The 21,142-nt window shown below is 63.8% G+C and carries 17 protein-coding genes, 1 tRNA gene and 1 pseudogene; 11 read left to right on the top strand and 8 right to left on the bottom strand.

Annotated elements, in window-relative coordinates:
- Positions 1–220: 220 nt before the first annotated feature.
- Positions 221–1,468: an NAD(P)/FAD-dependent oxidoreductase gene (locus EN857_RS29000; protein WP_127391070.1), complete on the bottom strand. Its 1,248-nt coding sequence runs from the start codon at positions 1,466–1,468 to the stop codon at positions 221–223.
- Positions 1,469–1,934: 466 nt separating this feature from the next.
- On the opposite strand from EN857_RS29000, the gene EN857_RS28995 reads away from it, so the two are divergent.
- Positions 1,935–2,642 carry a glycosyltransferase family 25 protein gene (locus EN857_RS28995; RefSeq protein ID WP_245493288.1) on the top strand — a complete coding sequence of 236 codons (708 nt, stop codon included), beginning with the start codon at positions 1,935–1,937 and terminating at the stop codon, positions 2,640–2,642.
- Here EN857_RS28995 and EN857_RS35265 read toward each other — a convergent pair.
- Positions 2,639–3,214, bottom strand: coding sequence for a CatB-related O-acetyltransferase (locus EN857_RS35265; protein WP_210213982.1), 576 nt, complete (start codon positions 3,212–3,214; stop codon positions 2,639–2,641). The two genes, EN857_RS28995 and EN857_RS35265, sit on opposite strands and share 4 nt — an antisense overlap.
- A gap of 515 nt (positions 3,215–3,729) precedes the next feature.
- Here EN857_RS35265 and EN857_RS28985 point away from each other — a divergent pair.
- The 3 genes and pseudogenes from EN857_RS28985 (at position 3,730) to EN857_RS28975 (ending at position 7,920) form a co-directional block, all read left to right on the top strand.
- Positions 3,730–6,508: pseudogene (locus EN857_RS28985) on the top strand (ATP-dependent Clp protease ATP-binding subunit).
- Positions 6,509–6,722: 214 nt separating this feature from the next.
- Positions 6,723–7,289 carry an HdeD family acid-resistance protein gene (locus tag EN857_RS28980; RefSeq protein WP_127391078.1) on the top strand — a complete coding sequence of 189 codons (567 nt, stop codon included), beginning with the start codon at positions 6,723–6,725 and terminating at the stop codon, positions 7,287–7,289.
- 190 nt (positions 7,290–7,479) lie between these two features.
- Positions 7,480–7,920: a hypothetical protein gene (locus tag EN857_RS28975; protein WP_127391072.1), complete on the top strand. Its 441-nt coding sequence runs from the start codon at positions 7,480–7,482 to the stop codon at positions 7,918–7,920.
- 231 nt (positions 7,921–8,151) lie between these two features.
- On the opposite strand, the gene EN857_RS28970 is transcribed toward EN857_RS28975, so the two are convergent.
- The 3 genes from EN857_RS28970 to EN857_RS28960 form a co-directional block, all read right to left on the bottom strand.
- Positions 8,152–8,226: transfer RNA gene (locus EN857_RS28970), tRNA-Glu, on the bottom strand.
- Between the two features lie 86 nt (positions 8,227–8,312).
- The gene (locus EN857_RS28965) at positions 8,313–8,726 is read right to left on the bottom strand and encodes a VOC family protein (protein WP_135859440.1); all 414 of its coding nucleotides are present in this window, start codon (positions 8,724–8,726) and stop codon (positions 8,313–8,315) included.
- The gene (locus tag EN857_RS28960) at positions 8,723–9,106 is read right to left on the bottom strand and encodes a fimbrial protein (RefSeq protein WP_127391074.1); all 384 of its coding nucleotides are present in this window, start codon (positions 9,104–9,106) and stop codon (positions 8,723–8,725) included. Before EN857_RS28960 ends, EN857_RS28965 begins: the two co-directional genes overlap by 4 nt.
- A 26-nt stretch (positions 9,107–9,132) precedes the next feature.
- On the opposite strand from EN857_RS28960, the gene EN857_RS28955 reads away from it, so the two are divergent.
- Positions 9,133–10,173, top strand: a complete 1,041-nt coding sequence (locus EN857_RS28955) for an RluA family pseudouridine synthase (protein WP_127391075.1) — start codon at positions 9,133–9,135, stop codon at positions 10,171–10,173.
- A gap of 211 nt (positions 10,174–10,384) precedes the next feature.
- Positions 10,385–11,296, top strand: a complete 912-nt coding sequence (gene rpoH, locus EN857_RS28950; protein WP_127282783.1) for an RNA polymerase sigma factor RpoH — start codon at positions 10,385–10,387, stop codon at positions 11,294–11,296.
- Between the two features lie 259 nt (positions 11,297–11,555).
- Here rpoH and EN857_RS28945 read toward each other — a convergent pair whose 3' ends face one another.
- From EN857_RS28945 to EN857_RS28935, 3 genes are all read right to left on the bottom strand, one after another.
- A complete protein-coding gene (locus EN857_RS28945; protein ID WP_127393553.1) occupies positions 11,556–12,215 on the bottom strand; it encodes a peroxiredoxin in 660 nt (219 codons plus the stop codon).
- Positions 12,216–12,387: 172 nt separating this feature from the next.
- Positions 12,388–12,753 (bottom strand): cell division protein ZapA, encoded by a 366-nt coding sequence (locus EN857_RS28940; protein ID WP_127282781.1) that lies wholly within the window; start codon positions 12,751–12,753, stop codon positions 12,388–12,390.
- Between the two features lie 4 nt (positions 12,754–12,757).
- A complete protein-coding gene (locus tag EN857_RS28935) occupies positions 12,758–13,030 on the bottom strand; it encodes a DUF4164 domain-containing protein (protein ID WP_006200774.1) in 273 nt (90 codons plus the stop codon).
- 258 nt (positions 13,031–13,288) lie between these two features.
- On the opposite strand from EN857_RS28935, the gene tkt reads away from it, so the two are divergent.
- From tkt to EN857_RS28910, 5 genes are all read left to right on the top strand, one after another.
- On the top strand, positions 13,289–15,280 hold the full coding sequence (gene tkt, locus EN857_RS28930; RefSeq protein WP_127393552.1) for a transketolase: 1,992 nt from the start codon (positions 13,289–13,291) through the stop codon (positions 15,278–15,280).
- Positions 15,281–15,441: 161 nt separating this feature from the next.
- Complete coding sequence (gap, locus tag EN857_RS28925; protein WP_128346082.1) at positions 15,442–16,452, top strand: type I glyceraldehyde-3-phosphate dehydrogenase; 1,011 nt, start codon at positions 15,442–15,444, stop codon at positions 16,450–16,452.
- A 209-nt stretch (positions 16,453–16,661) separates the two neighbouring features.
- Positions 16,662–18,551 carry a potassium/proton antiporter gene (locus EN857_RS28920; RefSeq protein ID WP_128346083.1) on the top strand — a complete coding sequence of 630 codons (1,890 nt, stop codon included), beginning with the start codon at positions 16,662–16,664 and terminating at the stop codon, positions 18,549–18,551.
- Between the two features lie 102 nt (positions 18,552–18,653).
- Positions 18,654–19,850, top strand: a complete 1,197-nt coding sequence (locus EN857_RS28915; RefSeq protein WP_127392385.1) for a phosphoglycerate kinase — start codon at positions 18,654–18,656, stop codon at positions 19,848–19,850.
- Between the two features lie 234 nt (positions 19,851–20,084).
- A complete protein-coding gene (locus EN857_RS28910) occupies positions 20,085–21,110 on the top strand; it encodes a class I fructose-bisphosphate aldolase (RefSeq protein WP_127310280.1) in 1,026 nt (341 codons plus the stop codon).
- Positions 21,111–21,142 lie beyond the last annotated feature (32 nt).

The following is a 21,142-nucleotide window of genomic DNA, read 5'->3' as shown; positions in this document are numbered from 1 at the left end:
TCTGATCCGCATCCGCCGCGCCTTGATGCTTCCTGCGACGGCGCCTTGCGCCTATGGCGCAAAAACCAAGACGCGATGCTAATTCAATCCGCAGCACTGCGCCAGAAGCTCGCAACGGCGCCAAGCGGCATAGAGTCCGAGATCGATCCCACTACGGTGCGGACACAGCCAGCACAGCGCAGAGCTTACCGATCACGGAATATGCCTACTCTATTCCGTATCAAGTCACGGCTCGATCAGCCCGAGCCTGTATCCGGGCGACAAACCGACGTGCCTCATCGTCAACCGCCATGACGGTGCCTGACCTACGCGTGGACGCGAAGTCGAGCCCCGCAAAATAGACGCCCGGAACCGAGGCGATGCCATTTTCGTGGACCGGCTGGCGTCGCTCGTCGAGAACACCGGGTACATCGATCCAGCTGAAATCGCCGTCAAAGCCCGTACACCAGACAATCGCTGAAATATTCCGCTCGACGAGATCGAGCGACAGAATGGGATGCTGGGGCAGACGCGGAGCGACCGCCTCCGCCTCATCCTCAACGGGCGCAGGAGCGCTGAGACCATTACATTTGATAAATTCATCGATACGGTTTTTGAATTGCGCGGAAATCTCGTCGCCAAACCGAATGTTTTCGAGAACGTCGTTGGCGAAGATGAGGCGACTGTTATCCACTCCGACAAATCGTCCCAGCAGCACAACGCCCTGCGCGCTGAGAGACTGCAGGCTTATCGTGTGCAACGCGCCAAGCATGGGCCGAGCGGCAACGCGGCCGGACGGATCGACGAAATCCTTGCGGGGCACGTCAAACAATCCGCTCTTCACCATCCACACGACAATGTCGCGCCCGCGATAGCGTCGTGGCAGACGGCCAATATGGCCCGTCGCAAGATAAGTCTCCCTGCCCGCCAGGATCAGATCTTCGGCGATCTGGCAGCCCGACTGTGCGCTGCCGACGACAAGGACGGCTCCGACGGGTAGGTCGCCGGCCTTACGGTAGTCGGAGGCATCGAGCTGCACTGGCCCGCCCGTCAACGCGGACGCCGAAGGCGGCCGACGCGGGCGGTTCAAGCTGCCGCTGGCGACAACCACGTTTTTCGCCAGCCACGTCCGCTCGGGCGTCACGACGCGAAAGAGCCCGTTACTTGCTTCCAGTTTTGTGACCGAGACGCCGGTGCGAACCGGAAGTCTGTTGCGTTGCGCATAGTCTTCGAGCAGCGCAACGAACTCCATCTGCGACATAAACCCTTCCGGCTCTAGGCCGCCGTAACGATCGCCGGGCATCACGCTGTAAATGTTGGGAAGATTGAAGTGGAACGAGTCCCAACGCTGGGTCCGCCACGTTTCCCCGATTTGCCTGCGTTCAAGGACGCAATGCCGCATATCGGATCGGGCAAGCATATAGCTGACACCGAGGCCGGCCCATCCGGCACCCACAACCACGGCATCCAGAACGCCCGTTTCGTCCATGGTTCCCCCTCCCTCATCCTGAACGCTGCCGCAAAAGGCGGGATGCATGTCGTAGGGAGTAGCGCGTTGCCGACGCCGCTTGATCTTCAGGTACCGCACCGCTTCCTTTGACGCCGCCGGCGCGTGAAAACTACGTTCCTCGTTGGTTACCTGGCGCCCGGCGCCGACCAGCGTGATGTGATGGACCCCTGCGACTGCAGTTTCTGCATCGGTCTCCCTCCCCGGAACCCTGGCATCGGCACCCGCCGGATCTACGCCCGGCCTTTTGCACCGCCGCGGCGAGCGATAGCCAAAGTTCCATCACACGATGCTAATTCAATCGGGCCCTGCGCGCCAGAAGCGAAGGCGGTTCCGCGCGCCAGATAAGAAACGCCGATCGTGCACGTTGGAAAGGGTGCGAGCGCGGTGACTTGTCGATGGGCAATCACTAATGTTAGTCGCCGTTTTCGTATGCCCGGGGGTATCGATGTTTCCCAACCAGATCTTTTGCCGCATCTGTCACGTAAAAACCGGATATGAGGAGCGGGAGTTGCACATTCGCAGCGAGTTTGCTCGTCGCGGTGTCCCGGTTCACTGGTATCTGGACCACGACATCGCCGATCTCTCCGCAGAGGATCGACAGGCAGCTCTCAAACCCGCGCAGCTGTCCCTGGCGCGCAAGCACATTGGCATCTGGAGAGAATTCCTCAACACCGACTTGCCGTATTGCCTGGTGTTTGAGGATGACGTGTTTCTCGCTCGCAACTTCGTGGCACGCCTCGAGGACGCGCTTCAGGAGCTTGCGGCCGGCAGACAGGCGGTCGTTTATCTGGGCAATGGCGGCAACTACTACACGCCAAGGTCCAAGCTGACAAAGGGCAGATCGCTCTATCCTGCGAACCATAGTCGCTGCACGGATTCCTACATCTTGACTCGCTCCGCCGCGCAAGCGCGATGCAACTGGTTCGACCGAAACGAACTTAATCTTCCAATCGATATTGCGGTAAATGACTGCGACAAGGCCACCGGTACGGACATACTGTGGTTCGAGCGCCCTATCGTAGAACAGGGCACGCACAACGGCCGGTTCACGACGTCGATCGAGGGCGGCAAGCAGAGGCCTCTCTGGTGGAAACGCATTGAATGGAGGTGGAAAAAGTATCGCCGGCAGTTCTTTGGCCACACTGCCAACTAACCAAAGCGCTCGACAAACCGCTCAGCCGGCAGATCGAAGGCTGCCTTTTCTTGCTTCAGCTTTTCCAGCGGCCAGTCCCACCACCGAATTCGTTGCATCGCGTCGATGGTTTCGTCCGAGAAACGGTATCTAATCAGCCTGGCCGGGTTGCCGGCTGCAATTGCATAGGGCGGAACATCCTTGGTTACCACACTCCCCGCCGCAACAACGGCGCCGTTCCCGATGGTGACCCCTGACAGGATTATGGCGCGGGCTCCAATCCAGACGTCATTGCCAACGACTATCGGCCCCTTCGTCTGAAGATACTGGTCTATCGTTTTCGTCATCAGGACCTGATTCTGCAAACCGAAATTGGATGCAGTCTCGGTCGGATGATCTGCCTGGCAAACAAACAGCACGCCCGGCGCTATCGCGGAGAAAGCGCCAATAATCACCGGCGATTTCTCCGTGCAATAGAGGAAGGAATTGCTGCTTAGGTTGTGAGAGTATCGTCCGACCCGGACATGTTCAGGCAATCGGTGCCTGCCCAGGAAAATCTTTTTGTCTCGAAACCATCTGCTCACTTTCGACATTGCACCGCTGCCTCCCCAGCATCGCGAAAATTGCCCCGGCCACCTAACAGGGGCGATCCGCCAGTGGCCGATACACCTGACCCTCTGAGCCTTTGCCTCTGGAAATGATAGCAGCGATTTTGGGCACCGGCGCGAGGTCAAACAAGCCAACAGACCGATCGGTTCTCGCTTCGAGGGCAAAGGGAAGGGTCCGCGACGCGCTGGCCACCGCGTTTTGAAGGGCTTGCCCGATGTTGGCCAGCCAGCCGTTCGAGTTTGACCTGAAGCGGAGTTTGCGGACCGAAGGCGCACAGTGCGCACGAGATGCAGGAAGCGAATATTCAGGCACCGCGCAACCAACCTTGCTCGCGTGCGTTTGCCTAACTAAGCGCCAGAATCCCGACCAACTGTCCACCCCGGCGTTGAGCTCACTGCGACCCTTTGCGTTCCACCGGCCGACGGTTCATTGGCCAGAGCGTCCACGGTCCCACCCGCCACGCATGATGGACGGGAAGCTCGACCGTTAGGAGGCTCATATGGCAAAGCTTTGCGACATCTGTAAGACCCGCCCCGCAACTGTGCGGGCGCGTATCACGACCGCGAACGGCGACACGCGAACGCTCGATCTTTGTGAAACGGATTATCGTCGCTTGGCGCGGCAGCAGCGCCAAAGCTCGCCCTTGGAGTCGCTGTTCGGAAGACGCGGCGGCCTCTTCGATGAATTCTTCGGCGATGAATTCCTTGGAGCGTCACCCTTTGGTGAGCGCGGGTTGAATGAGAGCACGGCAACCGCGATCGCTCGATCGGGCCCAGCGGAGCGGGGAAGCGGCGGAGCGGCTCAGCGAGCACGCCAAGGAGCTTCTGCAGGCCGCGGCGCGCCAGGCCTCTGAGCATCGGCGCGGCGAGGTTGACACGGAGCACCTCCTCCTAGCGTTGACTGAAAGCGATGTAGTCCGCACCATTCTCGGACAGTTCAAGGTTTCCCTAGATGACCTCCGCCGCGAGCTTGATGAAGCGGCCCCGCGCGGCGATACAAAGCCGGACGAGAGCGGCGAGATCGGCGTCACGCCGCGCATGAAGAGCGCCCTTGGCCACGCCTTCACTGCCTCACACGAGCTTGGCCATTCTTATGTTGGCCCGGAGCATCTCCTGATCGGGCTGGCCGAGGAGGAGGAGGGCATCGCCGGCGAGCTTCTACGGCGCTATGGGCTCACCCCGCAGGCCATCCGCCAACAGGTGGTAAAGGTGGTCGGCCGCGGCGCCGAGGCCGGACAGGTCGAAACGCCGACCAACACGCCGAACCTCGACAAATATTCGCGTGATCTCACCAAACTAGCGCGCGAAGGCAAGCTTGATCCGGTGATCGGACGCGCACGCGAGATCGAAACGACAATCGAGGTGCTCGCCCGCCGCAAGAAGAACAATCCGGTATTAATTGGCGAGCCCGGCGTCGGCAAGACGGCGATCGTCGAGGGCTTGGCACAGCGCATCGTAGCCGGGGAGGTTCCTGAAAGCCTGCGCGACAAACGCCTCGTCGAGCTTGGCATCAATTCGCTAGTCGCCGGCTCCAAATATCGTGGCGAGTTCGAAGAGCGGGTGCAGCAGGTGCTGAAGGAAGTCACCAACCAGAAGGACAAGCAAATCCTCTTCATCGACGAGATCCACACCATCGTCGGCGCCGGTCAGGGCGGCGGCGAAGGAGGATTGGACATTGCAAACGTCTTCAAGCCGGCGCTGGCGCGCGGCGAACTGAACCTCGTGGGCGCGACGACGCTGAACGAATACCAAAAACACATCGAAAAGGATGCGGCGCTTGAGCGGCGCTTCCAGCCGGTGTTCGTGCCGGAGCCGTCGGTTGCGCAGACGATCATGATTCTCCGAGGACTGCGCGATACCTTGGAGGCGCATCACAAGGTGACGATCACCGACGAGGCGGTGGTCGCCGCGGCGGAGCTTTCCGACCGCTACATCACCGGCCGGTTCCTGCCCGACAAGGCGATCGACTTGATCGACCAAGCGGCGGCGCGCGTGAAAATTTCGGCGACTGGCCGGCCCGTCGACGTGCAGGAGTTGGAAGCGGAGACGCGGCAGCTAAAGCGCGAGCAGGATTATGCGAGCTCGCGCAAGCAATTCGACCGCGCCTCCGAGTTCCAAGCCCAGCACGACGCAAAGAACAATGAGTTGCGGCAGGCGACAGAGCGGTGGCGACGGAACCTTGGGTCAGGCAGCGCGGAAGTGCAGAGCGCACATATCGCTGAAGTCGTCTCAAAGCTGACCGGCATTCCCGTTACCGAGCTTACGACTGAAGAGCGCCAGCGCCTGATCAAGCTAGAGGAACGCCTGCACCAGCGCGTCATCGGGCAGGACGAAGCGGTGAAGGCGGTAAGCGATGCCGTGCGGCTCGCCCGCGCGGGCCTCCGCGAGGGCCGGAGGCCGACCGCCACGTTCCTTTTCCTCGGACCGACCGGCGTTGGCAAGACAGAGCTCGCCAAGGCGCTCGCGGAAGCCGTTTACGGAGACGAGGCTGCCCTGGTCCGCCTAGACATGTCAGAATACATGGAGCGTCACACCGTCGCCCGGCTGATCGGTGCTCCCCCTGGCTATGTCGGCTACGAGGAGGGCGGCCAGCTCACAGAGCGCGTGCGGCGGCGGCCCTACAGTGTGGTCCTGCTCGACGAGATCGAGAAGGCGCACTCCGACGTTTACAACGTGCTGCTGCAAGTATTCGACGATGGCCGTCTCACGGACGGGAAGGGCCGGGTCGTGGACTTCACCAACACCATCATCATTGCGACCAGTAACCTCGGCGCCGACATCATTCAGGGGCATTTGCGGGTTCAAGGCGCGGCCTCCGACGAGACGGACAAGCTGCGGCGCGAGCTGATGGACGTGCTGCGCATGCACTTCCGGCCGGAATTCCTGAATCGCATTGATGAGATCATTGTCTTCCATGCGCTCGACCGGAAGCAGATCCGCAACATCGTCGATCTGCAGCTCGAGCGCGTGAAGCGAACCGCCCACGGGCAGGGCGTCGATCTTGAGTTCGACGATTCGCTGATGGAGCAGATCGCCGCCGCGGGGTTCAGGCCAGAATTTGGGGCGCGGGAGTTGCGGCGCCTAATCCGCTCGGAACTGGAGACTGAGCTTGCCCGGGCCATGCTCGCAGACGAGGTACACGAGGGCGACCGCGTGCTCGCCCGCTGGGATAGCGGCGAGCAGAAGGTCAGGTTTGAGGCTGTGCGAGATGTGAAGCCGGCCGAGTCTCGGAAGAATACGTCCAAACGCGGTAAGCAGAGCCACGGGAAGGCGGCTTAGCAGAGCCTTACGACAGCTGACCGCCTAGTCGCAGATGGTTGGCTCCTCGTCCTGGAGGAGGCAGCCACCGAGTCCTTACCGGCGAGCGATCCGCCAGCCTGGACGGCCGTCACGATCGGCGGCACCCCGGGCCAGGAGACAGGAGAAAATCGTGACCAATACCGATGTCAGGGCGCGCGCGCCGGGCGAGCCATCGCTCCCGCAGAAGGAAGCAATGAACGCCGTCCTCGCCCGCAACTGGTGGCTCATCGCGCTGCGCGGCGTGGTCGCCATCATCTTCGGCCTTTTCGCGCTTTTACTCACCGGGCCGACTATGCTCTCGCTGGTCCTCTTCTTCTCGGCCTACATGCTGGTGGACGGCGCGTTCGCAATCGCCGCCGCCCTGCGCGCGGCGCGTGCAAACGAACGTTGGGGCCTGCTCCTGCTGGAGGGCGTCGCCGACATCGCGGCGGGCGTCATCGCGTTCCTATGGCCGGCGATCACGCTCCTTGCTTTCGTGCTCGTCATCGCCGCCTGGGCCGTCGTGTCGGGCGGGCTGATGTGGGCGGCCGCCTACCAACTTAGGCGGGATCACGGCCGCTGGTGGCTGGTGGCAGGCGGGATCATCTCTGTCATTTTCGGGGCATTGCTGGTAGTGGCGCCGCTGATCGGCGCGTTGGTCTTGACCTGGTGGATCGGCGCTTACGCCATCGCCTTCGGCGTCGCGCTGCTCGTGCTGAGCTTCAGGCTGCGCGAGCATCGTAACGACGTGTCCCTCGGCCTCGCCTCGCAGTCCGGCTGATGATCGCGCGGGTTCGAATTCGTCGGCTACACTTCGGCCGGAGCCGCGGGGATTTGGCGCCTCGCGGCTTCTCAAGGCATGAGCCTGCAGAAGAGCGTTTCCTGTGTAGAAATTTCTGGCGCTCGCCTAACGACGCTTCCGTGCTTAGCCGTCCGCTGGCAATTCAGGTGTCGATGAAAGGCGACCCGGTATGACCGAGCGCGAGAGTGGCACCACCGGCTCTAGTCCGGTCGAAGAGTTCCTGCACTACCAATACAAGGAAATCAAAGATATGTGCGAGCAGTTTATCGCGCTGCTCAGCGGCATATTGTTATTCTCGGTCAACTTTTCTGACAAGCTGGTGAAGGCGGAGAGCGCCCCGGTTTACTACAAGCACATTCTGGTCTCATCGTGGTTGTGCTTCATGGTCTCAATCATCGGGTGCTGCCTAGCGATGGCGATGGCGTGGACCGCCGCGCGCCGTATGCTGTGGGGCAAACCGAATGACGCGACAAAATCGAACGCGCTTTCTTTGAGCCGGCGGGCGTCGAAGGTCATTGTGATAGCAGGATTTATCTTTGTCTTTGGCCTCATCTTGACCATCATAGCCGGATTCATGACGATGCTCAGTGGCGCTGCGACTCCCGGATAGATCGCCACGCGATAGGGTCCCATGCTTGATCGCCTTCTTGCCCCAAACCATAAGACGCGTGAACTGGCCGGCGACCACCTAAGCGGGTTCCATCGCGAGAAAGACCTCTGCAACACCTGCAAAAATGTAAAGCTGGTGATCTGGTAGGCCTAAAGGGCCGAGCGCGTGAATGGCTTATTCGACCGTTATTAGACGATATACGGACCTGAGCGGCTATCCCGTTGAAAAGCTTGGTACGCCCAAGGGGAATCGAACCCCTGTTCCCGCCGTGAGAGGGCGGTGTCCTGACCGCTAGACGATGGGCGCGCTCAAGAACCGGCTACATAGGCTGGCGGCTGGGAAAAAGCAACTGGGGTTTCGGCGCGTTCGCTGACATTCCAAAACTGTCGAGCTCAGCCCTGTCGTTTCGGCTCGATCAGGTCCCAGAGATTGCCGTGGAGATCGGCGAACACCGCCACCGTGCCATAGGCCTCGAAGCGGGGCGCTTCGCGGAACTCGACGCCGTTTGCGAGCATCGCCTGATGGTCGCGGGCAAAGTCGTCGGTTTCGAGGAACAGGAAGACCCGGCCGCCGGTCGGGTCGCCGATGCGGCTTGCCTGCTCGGCGTCGGATGCTTCGGCCAGCAGCAGCCGCGCGCCGTTTCCGTTCGCCGGCGCAACGGTGACCCAGTGCTTGCCGCCGCCGAGGTCGACATCGTCGGTGAGCACGAAGCCCGCCCGCTCGACATACCAGGCAATCGCCTCGTCATAGTCCCTGACCACGATCGCCACCGTGGCCACCCGGCGGTTGTCGGCAAAGCCCGTCATTTATTGCGAATGGCAAAACGGCCAACGAGGCGGCGCGCGGCAATGTCGTAGACGAAGATGGCGCGGCTGCCGTCGGCAAGCTCGGCATCGATCGAGATGCGGTTGCCGGACAGCGACTGGCTGACCACCTTGGCGCCGACGGGCAGCACGATGTCGGCGCTCAACGGTTCGCCGGCCGGCACCTGGATATCGCTGGCAACCGGGGCGCCGGCGGGCGGCGCGTTGCGCGCTTTGTAGACAAGCGCTCCGATCACCACCATAAGGGCAAGCAACAAAAGGCCGAGATTGATGGCCATGAAGCGCAAGAGTTTCTTCCGCACGCTTTCGACCCCGGGATCGAGCGGCTTTTCTTCGTCTTCGTCGGCAATCGGCCTGACCATGGCAAAAATTCCGGAACCTTCTTTCGATGAGCGCTCATAGCGAAGAGACCCAGCAATTCATAGAGGCAGCCCCGATCGTGCTGCAGGCAGGGGCCGATGCCGTCGGCCAGCGCCTCGACCAATGGCTGGTCGGCCAACTCGGCCCTGACATGTCGCGCAGCCGCGTGCAGATGCTGATCAGGCAGGGCGCGGTCAGCATCGGCGGCAAGGTCGTCGAGGAGGCCAAGCGCAAGATGTCCGCCGGCGAGCGGGTAGCGGTCGAGATGCCGGAGCCCGAGCCGGCCGAGCCCCGCGGCGAGGCGATCGCCCTCGACATCCTCCATGAGGACGACGAGCTGATCGTCATCAACAAGCCGGCGGGACTGGTCGTGCACCCCGGCGCCGGCAACTGGACCGGAACGCTGGTCAATGCGCTCATCCACCATTGCGGCGACAGCCTGTCCGGCATTGGCGGCGTCAGGCGGCCCGGCATCGTTCATCGTCTCGACAAGGAGACCAGCGGCGTCATGGTCGTCGCCAAGACCGACCGCGCCCACAAGGCGCTGTCGGAGGCCTTTGCCGATCACGGCCGCACCGGCGACCTCGAACGCGCCTATCTGGCGCTGGTCTGGGGCATTCCGTCGAGACCGACCGGCACGGTCGATGCGCCGCTCGGCCGCGCCGCCGACCGCGTGCGCCGCGCCGTGGTGCCGCTAGGCCGCGACGACGCCCGGCACGCTGTCACGCACTTTAGCGTGATCGAGCGCTTCGGCGAGCGGCAGAAGGACCTCGCCACCGCAAGCCTGGTAGAATGCCGGCTGGAGACCGGCCGCACCCACCAGATCCGCGTCCACATGGCTCATATCGGGCATCCCGTCGTCGGCGATCCCGATTACGGCCAGGCCTTCCGCACCAAGGCAAACCGGTTGCCCGAACCGCTGAAAGGCGCGGTCAATGCCTTTCCGCGGCAAGCCCTGCACGCCTGGCTGCTTGAATTCCGACACCCGGCTACCCATCTAACGATGAGGTTCGAGGCACCGATACCGAGGGACATGGAGGAACTCGTCGGCGGCTTTCGCAATCTCTGAGCCCGCCATCAAGACGCTTCAAGCCAACCATCAAAAAACCTGACTGGCGTTGTTCACTTCAGCGTGACACACTGTTTCGTGTTGAACAAATGCCTGTCTTTTCTGGTTTTGTTCCTATATACACCAGTTGCCGCGGATGAGCCGATTGGCATTCGCGTCACATGCCCGCCGCGTTTCGGGGGCATCACTCCAATAGAGAGGGGGCGCTATCATGGCCCAGTCACTACCCAGTATCGTTTCCGGCGAAGGCGGCCTCAGCCGCTACCTGGAAGAAATCCGTCGCTTTCCGATGCTTCAGCCGCAGGAAGAGTACATGCTCGCCAAGCGTTACGCCGAGCATGAGGACACCACGGCCGCGCACAAGCTCGTCACCAGCCATTTGCGGCTCGTCGCCAAGATCGCCATGGGCTATCGCGGCTACGGCCTGCCGATCGGCGAGGTGATCTCGGAAGGCAATGTCGGCCTGATGCAGGCCGTCAAGAAATTCGAACCGGAGCGCGGCTTCCGGCTCGCCACCTATGCCATGTGGTGGATCAAGGCCTCGATCCAGGAGTACATCCTGCGCTCGTGGAGCCTGGTCAAGATGGGCACCACCGCCAACCAGAAGCGCCTGTTCTTCAATCTGCGCAAGGTGAAGGGCAAGATCCAGGCGCTCGACGATGGCGACCTGAAGCCCGAGCAGATCGCCGAGATCGCCACGCGCCTCAACGTCTCCGAGGCGGAAGTGGTGTCGATGAACCGCCGCCTCTCGGGCGACGCTTCGCTCAATGCCCCGATCCGCGCCAGCGAGGGCGAGTCCGGCGAATGGCAGGACTGGCTGGTCGACGACCACGAAAGCCAGGAAGAGATGCTGATCGAGCAGGACGAGCTGGAAAACCGGCGCTCCATGCTGTCGGGCGCCCTTTCCGTGCTCAACGAGCGCGAACGGCGCATCTTCGAGGCGCGCCGCCTCGCCGACGAGCCGCTGACGCTGGAAGAGCTGTCGGCCGAGTTCGACATCAGCCGCGAGCGCGTGCGCCAGATCGAGGTGCGCGCCTTCGAGAAGGTGCAGGACGCGGTCAAGGCCGCGGCCAAGCGCCAGACCCAGGCGCTGCGCACCATCGAGGCGCAGCCGGCCGCGTGATAGGCTCAAGGCAGAAATAAAAAAAGGCGGCGCTCCGGCGCCGCCTTTTGTTTGGCCAAAGCGGCGGTCCAGCCCTTTCTCCCCGTCACTATACGGGGAGAAATGTCCGGCAGGACAATGAGGGGCAGCGCCCACGCCGCGAGGTTTTCCTTTCAGAACGACCTACGAAGGTTTCGGCGCAATCACAGCCGAACGCAGCGCCGCCCCTCATCCGCCCTTCGGGCACCTTCTCCCCGTTCACGGGGAGAAGGAAAAGGGCTCACGCCGAAGGCTGCTTGGTCTTCCTCAGATACGGCAGGATCGTATCGAAGGCGCCGAAGCGCTTGATCGCGTCCTCGTTGGAAACCGCGGCGGTGATGATGACATCCTCGCCCTGCTTCCAGTTCGCCGGCGTCGCCACCTGGTGCTTGGCCGTCAGCTGGATGGAATCGATGACGCGCAGGATCTCGTCGAAGTTGCGGCCCGTGGTCATCGGATAGGTCAGCCCCAGCTTGATCTTCTTGTCCGGCCCGATGACATAGACCGAACGCACCGTGGCGTTGTCGGCCGGCGTGCGGCCTTCCGAGCTCTCGCCGGCGCCGGCCGGCAGCATCTCGTAGAGCTTGGCGACCGCGAGGTCCTTGTCGCCGATCAGCGGGTATTTCACCTCCTGGCCGGTCGCCGTCTTGATGTCGGCCTGCCACTTGTCGTGGCTGGCGACCGGGTCGACGGAAATGCCGATGATCTTGACGTTGCGCTTTTTGAACTCACCCTCCAGCCCGGCCATGGTGCCGAGCTCGGTCGTGCAGACCGGAGTGAAGTTCTTCGGGTGGCTGAACAGCACCGCCCAGCCGTCGCCGATCCATTGATGGAAGCTGATCGTCCCTTGCGTGGTTTCGGCCGTGAAATCCGGCGCGATATCGTTGATCCGAAGACTCATGACATGTCCCTACCCTTTGACTGCCGCCGGCATGCCGCGCCGGCACCGCTCGCAATCTCTACCACTCCAAAGGCAGGCTTCATACGGCGCAGGCCGCCGGGAATGGCGTCGGCGATGAAAAATTTTCATCTTTTCTCGGCAAATCCGGCAGGAATTTCTGCCGCCTCGGGGCTCAGGCCTTCTTGACCGCCAGCGTCGTCGCCAGGTCTTCCATGCGCTGGGCCAGCGCGCCCAGCGCGTCGGTCAGCACGCCGTCGCTCTTGCCGGCCTTGGCCAGCGCGTCGTCGCGCGTCTTGCGCAGCGTCAGCACTTCGCTTTCCATGCCCTTGACGCGCTTCTGCAGCTCCGAAAGCTCGTCCATGACCATGATGCCGGCCATCACCGTCAGCCGCTGGTCGCCGATCTCGCCGAACGAGTCCTTGAGATGCGCGACATAGCGGTCGAAGCGCTCGGCCAAGTCGATCAGGTGCTCTTCCTGGCCCTCGTCGCAAGCCATGCGGTACTGCTTGCCGTCGATGGAAACCGTGACCTGTGCCATTGGCCTACCTGTCCAACACCGCGCGGATGGTTTCCATGGCGGTCACCAGCCGGCGCGATACTTCCTTGTTGGCGTCTTCCAGCCGCTCGGCGCGCGCTTCGGAATTGTCGAGTTCCTGCGCCAGCCTTGAGCGGTCGGCGTTCATGCGCTGCACCTCCGCCTCGGCCTCCGAATAGTCGCGCTCGTGCTCGAGCTTGGCCGCGACGGCGTTTTCCAGGCCTTCAATGGCTTTGCCCAGCCTGGCGATGACTTCCTTGAGCGTCGTTTCCCCGGTCATGGCTCGTCCTGCACCCTGCCCATCACCGAATCGTTCGCGTTCAGAACGCGTTATCCAGGAAACATTAGGCGCCGTGTGAAGGCAACGTCAATAAAGCTCTCGCGACTGTCCCCCGCTAACGCTAATGTAGGTCTGCCGGGGCCATCACAAGCCCGGCAAAAACGCACCGATTTGTTGACTCAAGGGCCGCGCCTGCTATGTGTCGCGCACCCTTTCCAGGCCTTTCCCAGGGCCTCAAACCCCCACCCCGGAGGAAGCATGACCTCGCGTGAACAACATGACCGGATGGCCAATGCGATCCGTTTCCTTTCCATGGACGCCGTCGAGAAGGCGAATTCCGGCCACCCGGGCCTGCCCATGGGCTGCGCCGACATCGCCACGGTGCTGTTCACCCGCTTCCTGAAATTCGACGCCAAGGCCCCGCACTGGGCCGACCGCGACCGTTTCATCCTGTCGGCCGGCCACGGCTCGATGCTGCTCTATTCGCTGCTCTATCTGACCGGCTACGAGGACATGACCCTCGACCAGATCATGAATTTCCGCCAGCTCGGATCGAAGACCGCCGGTCACCCCGAATATGGCCATGCCGCCGGCATCGAGACGACGACCGGCCCGCTCGGCCAGGGCCTCGCCAACTCGGTCGGCTTCGCGCTCGGCGAGCGCATCATGAACGCCGCCTTCGGCAAGGACCTCGTCGACCATTATACCTATGTGCTGGCCGGCGACGGCTGCCTGATGGAGGGCGTCTCCCAGGAGGCCATCGCGCTCGCCGGGCATCTCAAGCTCAACAAGCTGATCGTGCTGTGGGACAACAACAACATCTCGATCGACGGCCCGGTGTCGCTCGCCGACAACACCGACCAGGTCGCCCGCTTCCAGGCCTCCGGCTGGAACGCCACCCACATCGACGGCTTCGATCCGGAAGCCATCGCCTACGCCATCGAGGCGGCGCGCCATTCCGACAAGCCGACGATGATTGCCTGCAAGACCACCATCGGTTTCGGCGCTCCGACCAAGGCCGGCACCAACAAGGCGCACGGCTCGCCGCTCGGCGCCGAGGAAATCGCCGGCGCGCGCAAATTCTTCGGCTGGGATTCGCCGCCCTTCGAGGTTCCCGCCGACATCCTCGACGCCTGGCGCGCCGCCGGCCAGGCCGGCGCCAAGGCCCGCGCCGATTGGGAGGGCCGTCTCGCCAAGGCGGACGCCACGCTGAAGGGCGAGTTCGAGCGCCGCATCTCCGGCAAGCTGCCGTCGAACTTCGACAGCGTCATTGCCGACTACAAGAAGAAGCTCTCGGCCGACAAGCCCAAGGTCGCCACCCGCAAGTCCTCGGAAATGGCGCTGGAAGTCATCAACGGCGCGGTGCCGGAAACCATCGGCGGCTCGGCCGACCTGACCGGCTCCAACAACACCAAGACCAGCCAGACCAAGAACATCACCCCTGACGACTATGGCCAGCGCTATGTCCACTACGGCATCCGCGAGCATGGCATGGCGGCGGCGATCAACGGCCTGACGCTGCATGGCGGCCTGATCGCCTATGGCGGCACGTTCCTGTGCTTCTCCGACTATGCCCGTCCCTCGATGCGCCTCGCCTCGCTGATGGGCATCCGCTCGATCTTCGTCATGACCCATGACTCGATCGGCCTCGGCGAGGACGGTCCGACGCACCAGCCGGTCGAGCATGTGGCAGCGCTTCGCGCCATCCCCAACCACAACGTCTTTCGCCCGGCCGACGCGGTCGAGACGGCGGAGTGCTGGCAGCTGGCGCTCGAATCCGAAAAGACGCCGTCGACGCTGGCGCTGACCCGCCAGAACCTGCCGACCGTTCGCACCGAGCACAGCGAGAAGAACCTCAGCGCGTCCGGCGCCTATGAGCTCGCCGCGGCGAACGGCGAGGCGGCGGTGACCATCTTCGCCACCGGCTCCGAGGTCGAGGTCGCGCTCGGCGCGCGTGAGTTGCTGCAGCAGCACGGCCACCCGACCCGCGTCGTCTCGGTGCCCTGCTTCGAACTGTTCGACCAGCAGAGCGACGACTACCGCAGGAAGACGATCGGCAATGCGAAGGTGAAGGTCGCAATCGAAGCCGGCATCCGCCAGGGCTGGGACCATATTATCGGCAGCGATGGCATCTTTGTCGGCATGACCGGCTTCGGTGCCTCGGGCACCATCGAGCAGCTCTATCCGCATTTCGGCATCACCGCCGAAGCGGCGGCGAAAGCGGCGGAAGCCCGCCTGCACGGCAAGTAAGGGTTGAGCCAAGCGAGCCCGTCAAAACCAAGCATGGCCGCCTTGGCGGGCTGGCCCAACCTAATCGATTTAAATCCAAGCCTTCCAAGGCTGGATTCTTCGCCCGTCCGCCGCTATGAAGCTGCGGACCCAATCGCCTTCCAGCTCCCAGGGAGAGAAACATGACCGTCAGAGTTGCCATCAACGGATTCGGCCGTATCGGCCGCAACATCCTGCGAGCCATCCATGAATCCGGCCGCAAGGACATCGACGTCGTCGCCGTCAACGACCTCGGCCCGGTCGAGACCAATGCGCATCTCTTGCGCTACGACAGCGTGCATGGCCGCTTCCCGCATGAAGTGACGGTCGACGGCGATCAGATCTCGGTCGGCTCGGAGAAGTTCAAGGTCACCGCCATCAAGGACCCGACCCAGCTGCCGTGGAAGGAACTCGGCGTCGACATCGCGCTCGAGTGCACCGGCATCTTCACCGCCCGCGACAAGGCGGCGGCGCATCTCACCGCCGGCGCCAAGCGTGTCATCGTCTCGGCGCCGGCCGAAGGCGCCGACCTCACCGTCGTCTACGGCATCAACCACGACAAGCTGACCAAGGACCACATCGTCATCTCGAACGCGTCCTGCACCACCAACTGCCTGGCGCCGCTCGCCGCCGTGCTGCACGAGACCGTCGGCATCGAGAAGGGCATGATGACGACGATCCACTCCTACACCGGCGACCAGCCGACGCTGGACACCATGCACAAGGACCTCTACCGCGCCCGCGCGGCGGCGCTGTCGCAGATCCCGACCTCGACCGGTGCAGCCAAGGCGATCGGCCTGGTGCTGCCCGACCTCAAGGGCAAGCTCGACGGCATCTCGATCCGCGTGCCGACCCCGAACGTCTCGGTCGTCGACTTCAAGTTCATCGCCAAGCGCTCGACCACCGCGCAGGAGATCAACGAAGCGGTGAGCGCCGCCTCCAAGGGCAAGCTGAAGGGCGTGCTCGCCGTTACCCATCACCCGAATGTCTCGATCGACTTCAACCACGATCCGCATTCCTCGATCGTCGCCCTCGACCAGACCAAGGTCATGGACGGCAACTTCGTGTCGGTGCTCTCCTGGTACGACAATGAATGGGGCTTCTCCAACCGCATGGGCGACACCGCGGTCGCCTTCGGCAAGACCATCGCCTGATCGCGGCGGACTTCGATCTTTCCAGACCAGACGCCCGGCTTCGGCCGGGCGTTTTTCGTTTGCGGGCCGGGCTGGCGCCCCAAGCGGCAAAAGCTCCGGAAATCAGCCCCATAGGAGCAAAAAACCACGCTGCCGCCTTGCACTGGTCATGTCTTCGCCCCACTCTGCCGTAAAGCGGGGAGGGAGGCGGATTTGAGGGGCAATTCCGGATGGAGCATGCGATCTATCTTGTAACGCTGGTCGGCACCGCCCTTGTCGTTGCCGCCGCGTTTTCGAGCCTGATCGCCTTTCGCTTCGGCGCTCCCCTCCTGCTTCTCTTCCTCTGCATCGGTCTGGCGACCGGAACCGACGGCCTCGGCATCGAATTCGACAACGCAAGGCTGGCCTATTTTGCCGGCTCACTGGCGCTGGCCGTCATCCTGTTCGATTCCGGTTTCGGCACGCCGCTCAATGCGCTGCGCCAGGCAGCCGGGCCGGCGCTGTCGCTGGCGACCGTCGGCGTCATCCTGACCACCGGCCTGTTCGGCGCCGCCGCCTATTACCTGCTCGACCTCACCTGGCTGGAATCCTTCCTGCTCGGCGCCGCCGTCGCCTCGACCGATGCGGCTGCGGTGTTCTTTCTGCTGCGCGCCGGCGAGATCAATTTGCGCGAGCGCGTGCGCGCGACGCTCGAGGTGGAATCGGGCACCAATGACCCGATCGCCATCTTCCTCACCATCACCCTGGTCGAGATCATCGCCGCCCACGCCAATCCCGAGGCCAATGTGCTGGTCACCAACCTCGCGCTCGGCTTCTTGCTCAACATGGGTGTCGGCGCCGTCGTCGGCATTCTCGGCGGCCTCGCCATCGTGCGCCTTGTCGAGCGGCTGAACCTCGACCACGGCCTGCTGCCGATCTTCGTGCTGACGCTGTCGCTGATGGTGTTCGCCGCCGCCGGCGCCATTGGCGGCTCCGGTTTCCTGGCGGTCTACCTCGCCGGCCTGATAGCGGGCAATTCCGACATCCGCGCCGTCACCATCCTCAAGCGCTTCCAGGACGGCATGTCATGGCTGGCGCAGATCATCATGTTCCTGATCCTCGGCCTGTTCGCCACGCCCTCGCAGTTTCCGGCGATCCTGGTGCCGGCGGTCCTGCTCGGCCTGTTCCTGATCTTCGTGGCGCGGCCGGTCGCCGTCTGGCTTTGCCTTGTCCCGTTCCGCCTGCCGCGGCCCGAGGTGGCTTTCGTCTCCTGGGTCGGACTGCGCGGCGCGGTCTCTATCCTGCTTGCCATCACGCCGCTGCTCGGCGGCCTGGAAAACGGCCGCGTCATCTTCAACACCGCCTTCATCATCGTGCTGGTATCGCTGGTCGTGCAGGGCTGGACCGTCGGGCCGCTGGCGCGCCGCCTCGGCCTCATCGTGCCGGCGCGGCTCGGGCCGCTCGACAAGGTCGAGCTCGAACTGCCGGGCTCGGCCCATCACGAGCTGCTCGCCTATCGCGTGGCGCCGGGCAGCCCGGTGGCGCGCGGCGAGCGCATCCCGCGCTGGGCGCGGCCCTCGCTGGTGCTGCGCGACGGCCGCTCGATGCGCTTCCAGGACATGGGCCGGCTGGCCGCCGGCGACCAGGTCTACATCTTCGTGCCGGACCGCTATCCGCGCCTGCTCGACAAGCTGTTCGCCAGCCGCGCCGTGGTCGATCCGGAGGACGCGGACTTCTTCGGCGCCTTCGCGCTCGATCCGACGCGCTTGGCCGAGGAACTGGAGGCTGCCTATGGGCCGGGCCTGACCGAGGCCGAGCGCAAGCTGACCGTCGGCGCCCTGGTGACGGAGCGGCTCGGCGGCCATCCCGAATATGCCGACCGGGTGCTGATCGGACCGATCGAGCTCATCGTGCGCGACGTCGACGACAAGGGGCGGATCATCGGCCTCGGCCTGTCCTTCGAGCCGACCGCGCCGGTGGCGCGCGTACCGGTGTTCCTGAGCGCCGGCGAGATCCGCGACCGCATCGCCGCCTTCGTCCGCGGCTGGCGCAAGCCGGCGCAGGCGCCTGCCGTCGAAGCGCCGCCCGAACAGCCCTCGACGCCCGAACCGGCTGCGCAAAAGGCAACAAGCGAAAGCTGATCTTACGCGCCTACATCATTTTGCGCGCGCGCTTCCACGCGGGCCTTGCATCGTCGCCGTTGGCGGGTAAGGTCCCCGCGATTTTCGCGGAAAGGGACCAGCATGGCCGGCTTCAAGACACTGGACGACATCGGCAACATCTCCGGCAAGCGCGTGCTGGTGCGCGTCGACCTCAACGTTCCCGTCGCCGACGGCAAGGTCACCGACGTCACCCGCATCGAGCGCATCGCGCCGACCATCGCCGAACTGTCCGGCAAGGGCGCCAAGGTCATCCTGCTTGCCCATTTCGGCCGTCCCAAGGACGGACCCACGCCCGAATTCTCGCTGGAGCCGATCGCCGGCGCCACGGCGCACGTGCTCGGCCGGCCCGTCGGCTTCGCCGCCGACTGCATCGGCGACGTAGCGGGCAGCGCCGTCGCCGCCATGGACAAGGGCGATGTGCTGCTTTTGGAAAACACCCGCTTCTACAAGGCCGAGGAGAAGAACGACCCGGCCTTCACCGAGAAGCTCGCCGCCAACGGCGACATCTTCGTCAACGACGCCTTTTCCGCCGCGCACCGCGCCCATTCCTCGACCGAAGGCCTGGCGCATCTGTTGCCGGCCTTCGCCGGCCGCACCATGCAGGCCGAGCTCGATGCGCTGGAAAAGGGCCTCGGCAATCCCGTCCGCCCGGTCGTCGCCATCGTCGGCGGCGCCAAGGTCTCGACCAAGATCGACCTCTTGATGAACCTGGTGAAGAAGGTCGACGCGCTGGTCATCGGCGGCGGCATGGCCAACACCTTCCTGGCCGCGCGCGGCACCGCCGTCGGCAAGTCGCTCTGCGAGCATGATCTTGCCGCCACTGCCAAGCAGATCATGATCGAGGCGGCCGAAGCCGGCTGCGCCATCATCCTGCCGGCCGACGGCGTCGTGGCGAAGGAGTTCAAGGCCGGCGCCGCCAGCGGGACCGTCGCCATATCGGACGTGCCGGCCGACGGCATGATCCTCGACGTCGGCGAAAAGACCGTGAAGGCCGTCGGCGACTGGATCGACCGCGCCGCCACGTTGGTCTGGAACGGCCCGCTCGGCGCCTTCGAGATCGAGCCTTTCGACCGCGCCACGGTGGCGGCTGCAAAGCACGCCGCCGAACGCACCAAGGCCGGCAAGCTGGTCTCGGTGGCCGGCGGCGGCGATACGGTGGCCGCGCTCAATCACGCCGGCGTCGCCGACGACTTCACCTATGTCTCGACCGCCGGCGGCGCCTTCCTGGAGTGGATGGAAGGCAAGCCGCTGCCCGGCGTCGAGGTGCTGAAGCGCTGAAGCAATTCCAGGAAAACCGTGCAGCGGTATTCCTGGAACTGGGCGGAGCAAAGCATTTGCATCCAGGCGGCGATGCTTGGCGTTGCGGAAATGCGACCGGAGCGATTGACCCGATCAAGACTCGGCGAGCCGGCCCCGCGGCGCGACTTTCAATCGATTTCGCGCTTTCCGGCATCATTCCTTTGGCGGTAGAGTTCCGTGAACCGCGGAAAACCACTGTCAGGAGGAAGCACAATGAGCGAACGTCTCGAAGACATTGCCGCCGCGATCGTGGCCGACGGCAAGGGCCTGCTGGCCGCCGATGAAAGCTCCGGCACCATCAAGAAGCGCTTCGACGTCATCGGCGTCGAATCGACTGCCGACAGCCGCCGCGACTATCGCGAGATGATGTTCCGCGCCAAGGACGCGATGACGCGCTACATCTCCGGCGTCATCCTCTATGACGAGACCATCCGCCAGAAGGCTGCTGACGGCACGCCGCTGGTCGACATCATCAAGGCATCCGGCGCCATCCCCGGCATCAAGGTCGACGCCGGCGCCAAGCCGCTGGCCGGCTTTCCCGGCGACACCGTCACCGAGGGCCTCGACGGCCTGCGCGAGCGGCTTGCCGACTACTACAAGCTCGGCGCCCGCTTCGCCAAATGGCGCGCGGTGATCGATATCGACATCGCCAAGGGCGTGCCGTCTCAGACCTCGATCGGCTCGAACGCACACGCGCTCGCCCGCTACGCCGCGCTCTGCCAGGAGGCCGGCATCGTGCCGATCGTCGAGCCGGAGGTGCTGATGGACGGCGCCCACGGCATCGACACCTGCTACGAGATCAGCAAGGCGACGCTGCTCAAGCTCTATGACGAGCTCTATGCCGCGCGCGTCGTGCTCGAAGGCACCATCCTGAAGCCGAACATGGTCATATCGGGCAAGAAATCCGGCAAGCTGGATAGTCCAGAGATCGTCGCCGAAAAGACGATCAAACTGTTCCGCGAGACGGTGCCGGCGGCGGTTGCGGGCATTGCCTTCCTCTCCGGCGGCCAATCGGACGAGGAGGCGACCGCCAACCTCAATGCCATCAACGCCATCGGCCCGCATCCGTGGAAGCTGACCTTCTCCTACGGCCGTGCCCTGCAGGCCGCCGCGCAGAAGGCCTGGAGCGGCAAGGCGGCGAACGTCGCCGCCGGCCAGGCCGCCTTTGTCCATCGCGCCCACATGAACCATCTGGCGGCGCTCGGCAAATGGCAGCCGGCGCTGGAAAAGGCCGCCTGACACGTTTCTTCAGACGCGACGAAAAACCCGGG

The organism is Mesorhizobium sp. M4B.F.Ca.ET.214.01.1.1, from assembly GCF_004791545.1.
Taxonomy (GTDB): Bacteria; Pseudomonadota; Alphaproteobacteria; order Rhizobiales; family Rhizobiaceae; genus Mesorhizobium; species Mesorhizobium abyssinicae.
The sequence above is the reverse complement of the archived record's forward strand: the minus strand, read 5'-3'. Positions and strand labels throughout refer to the sequence as shown.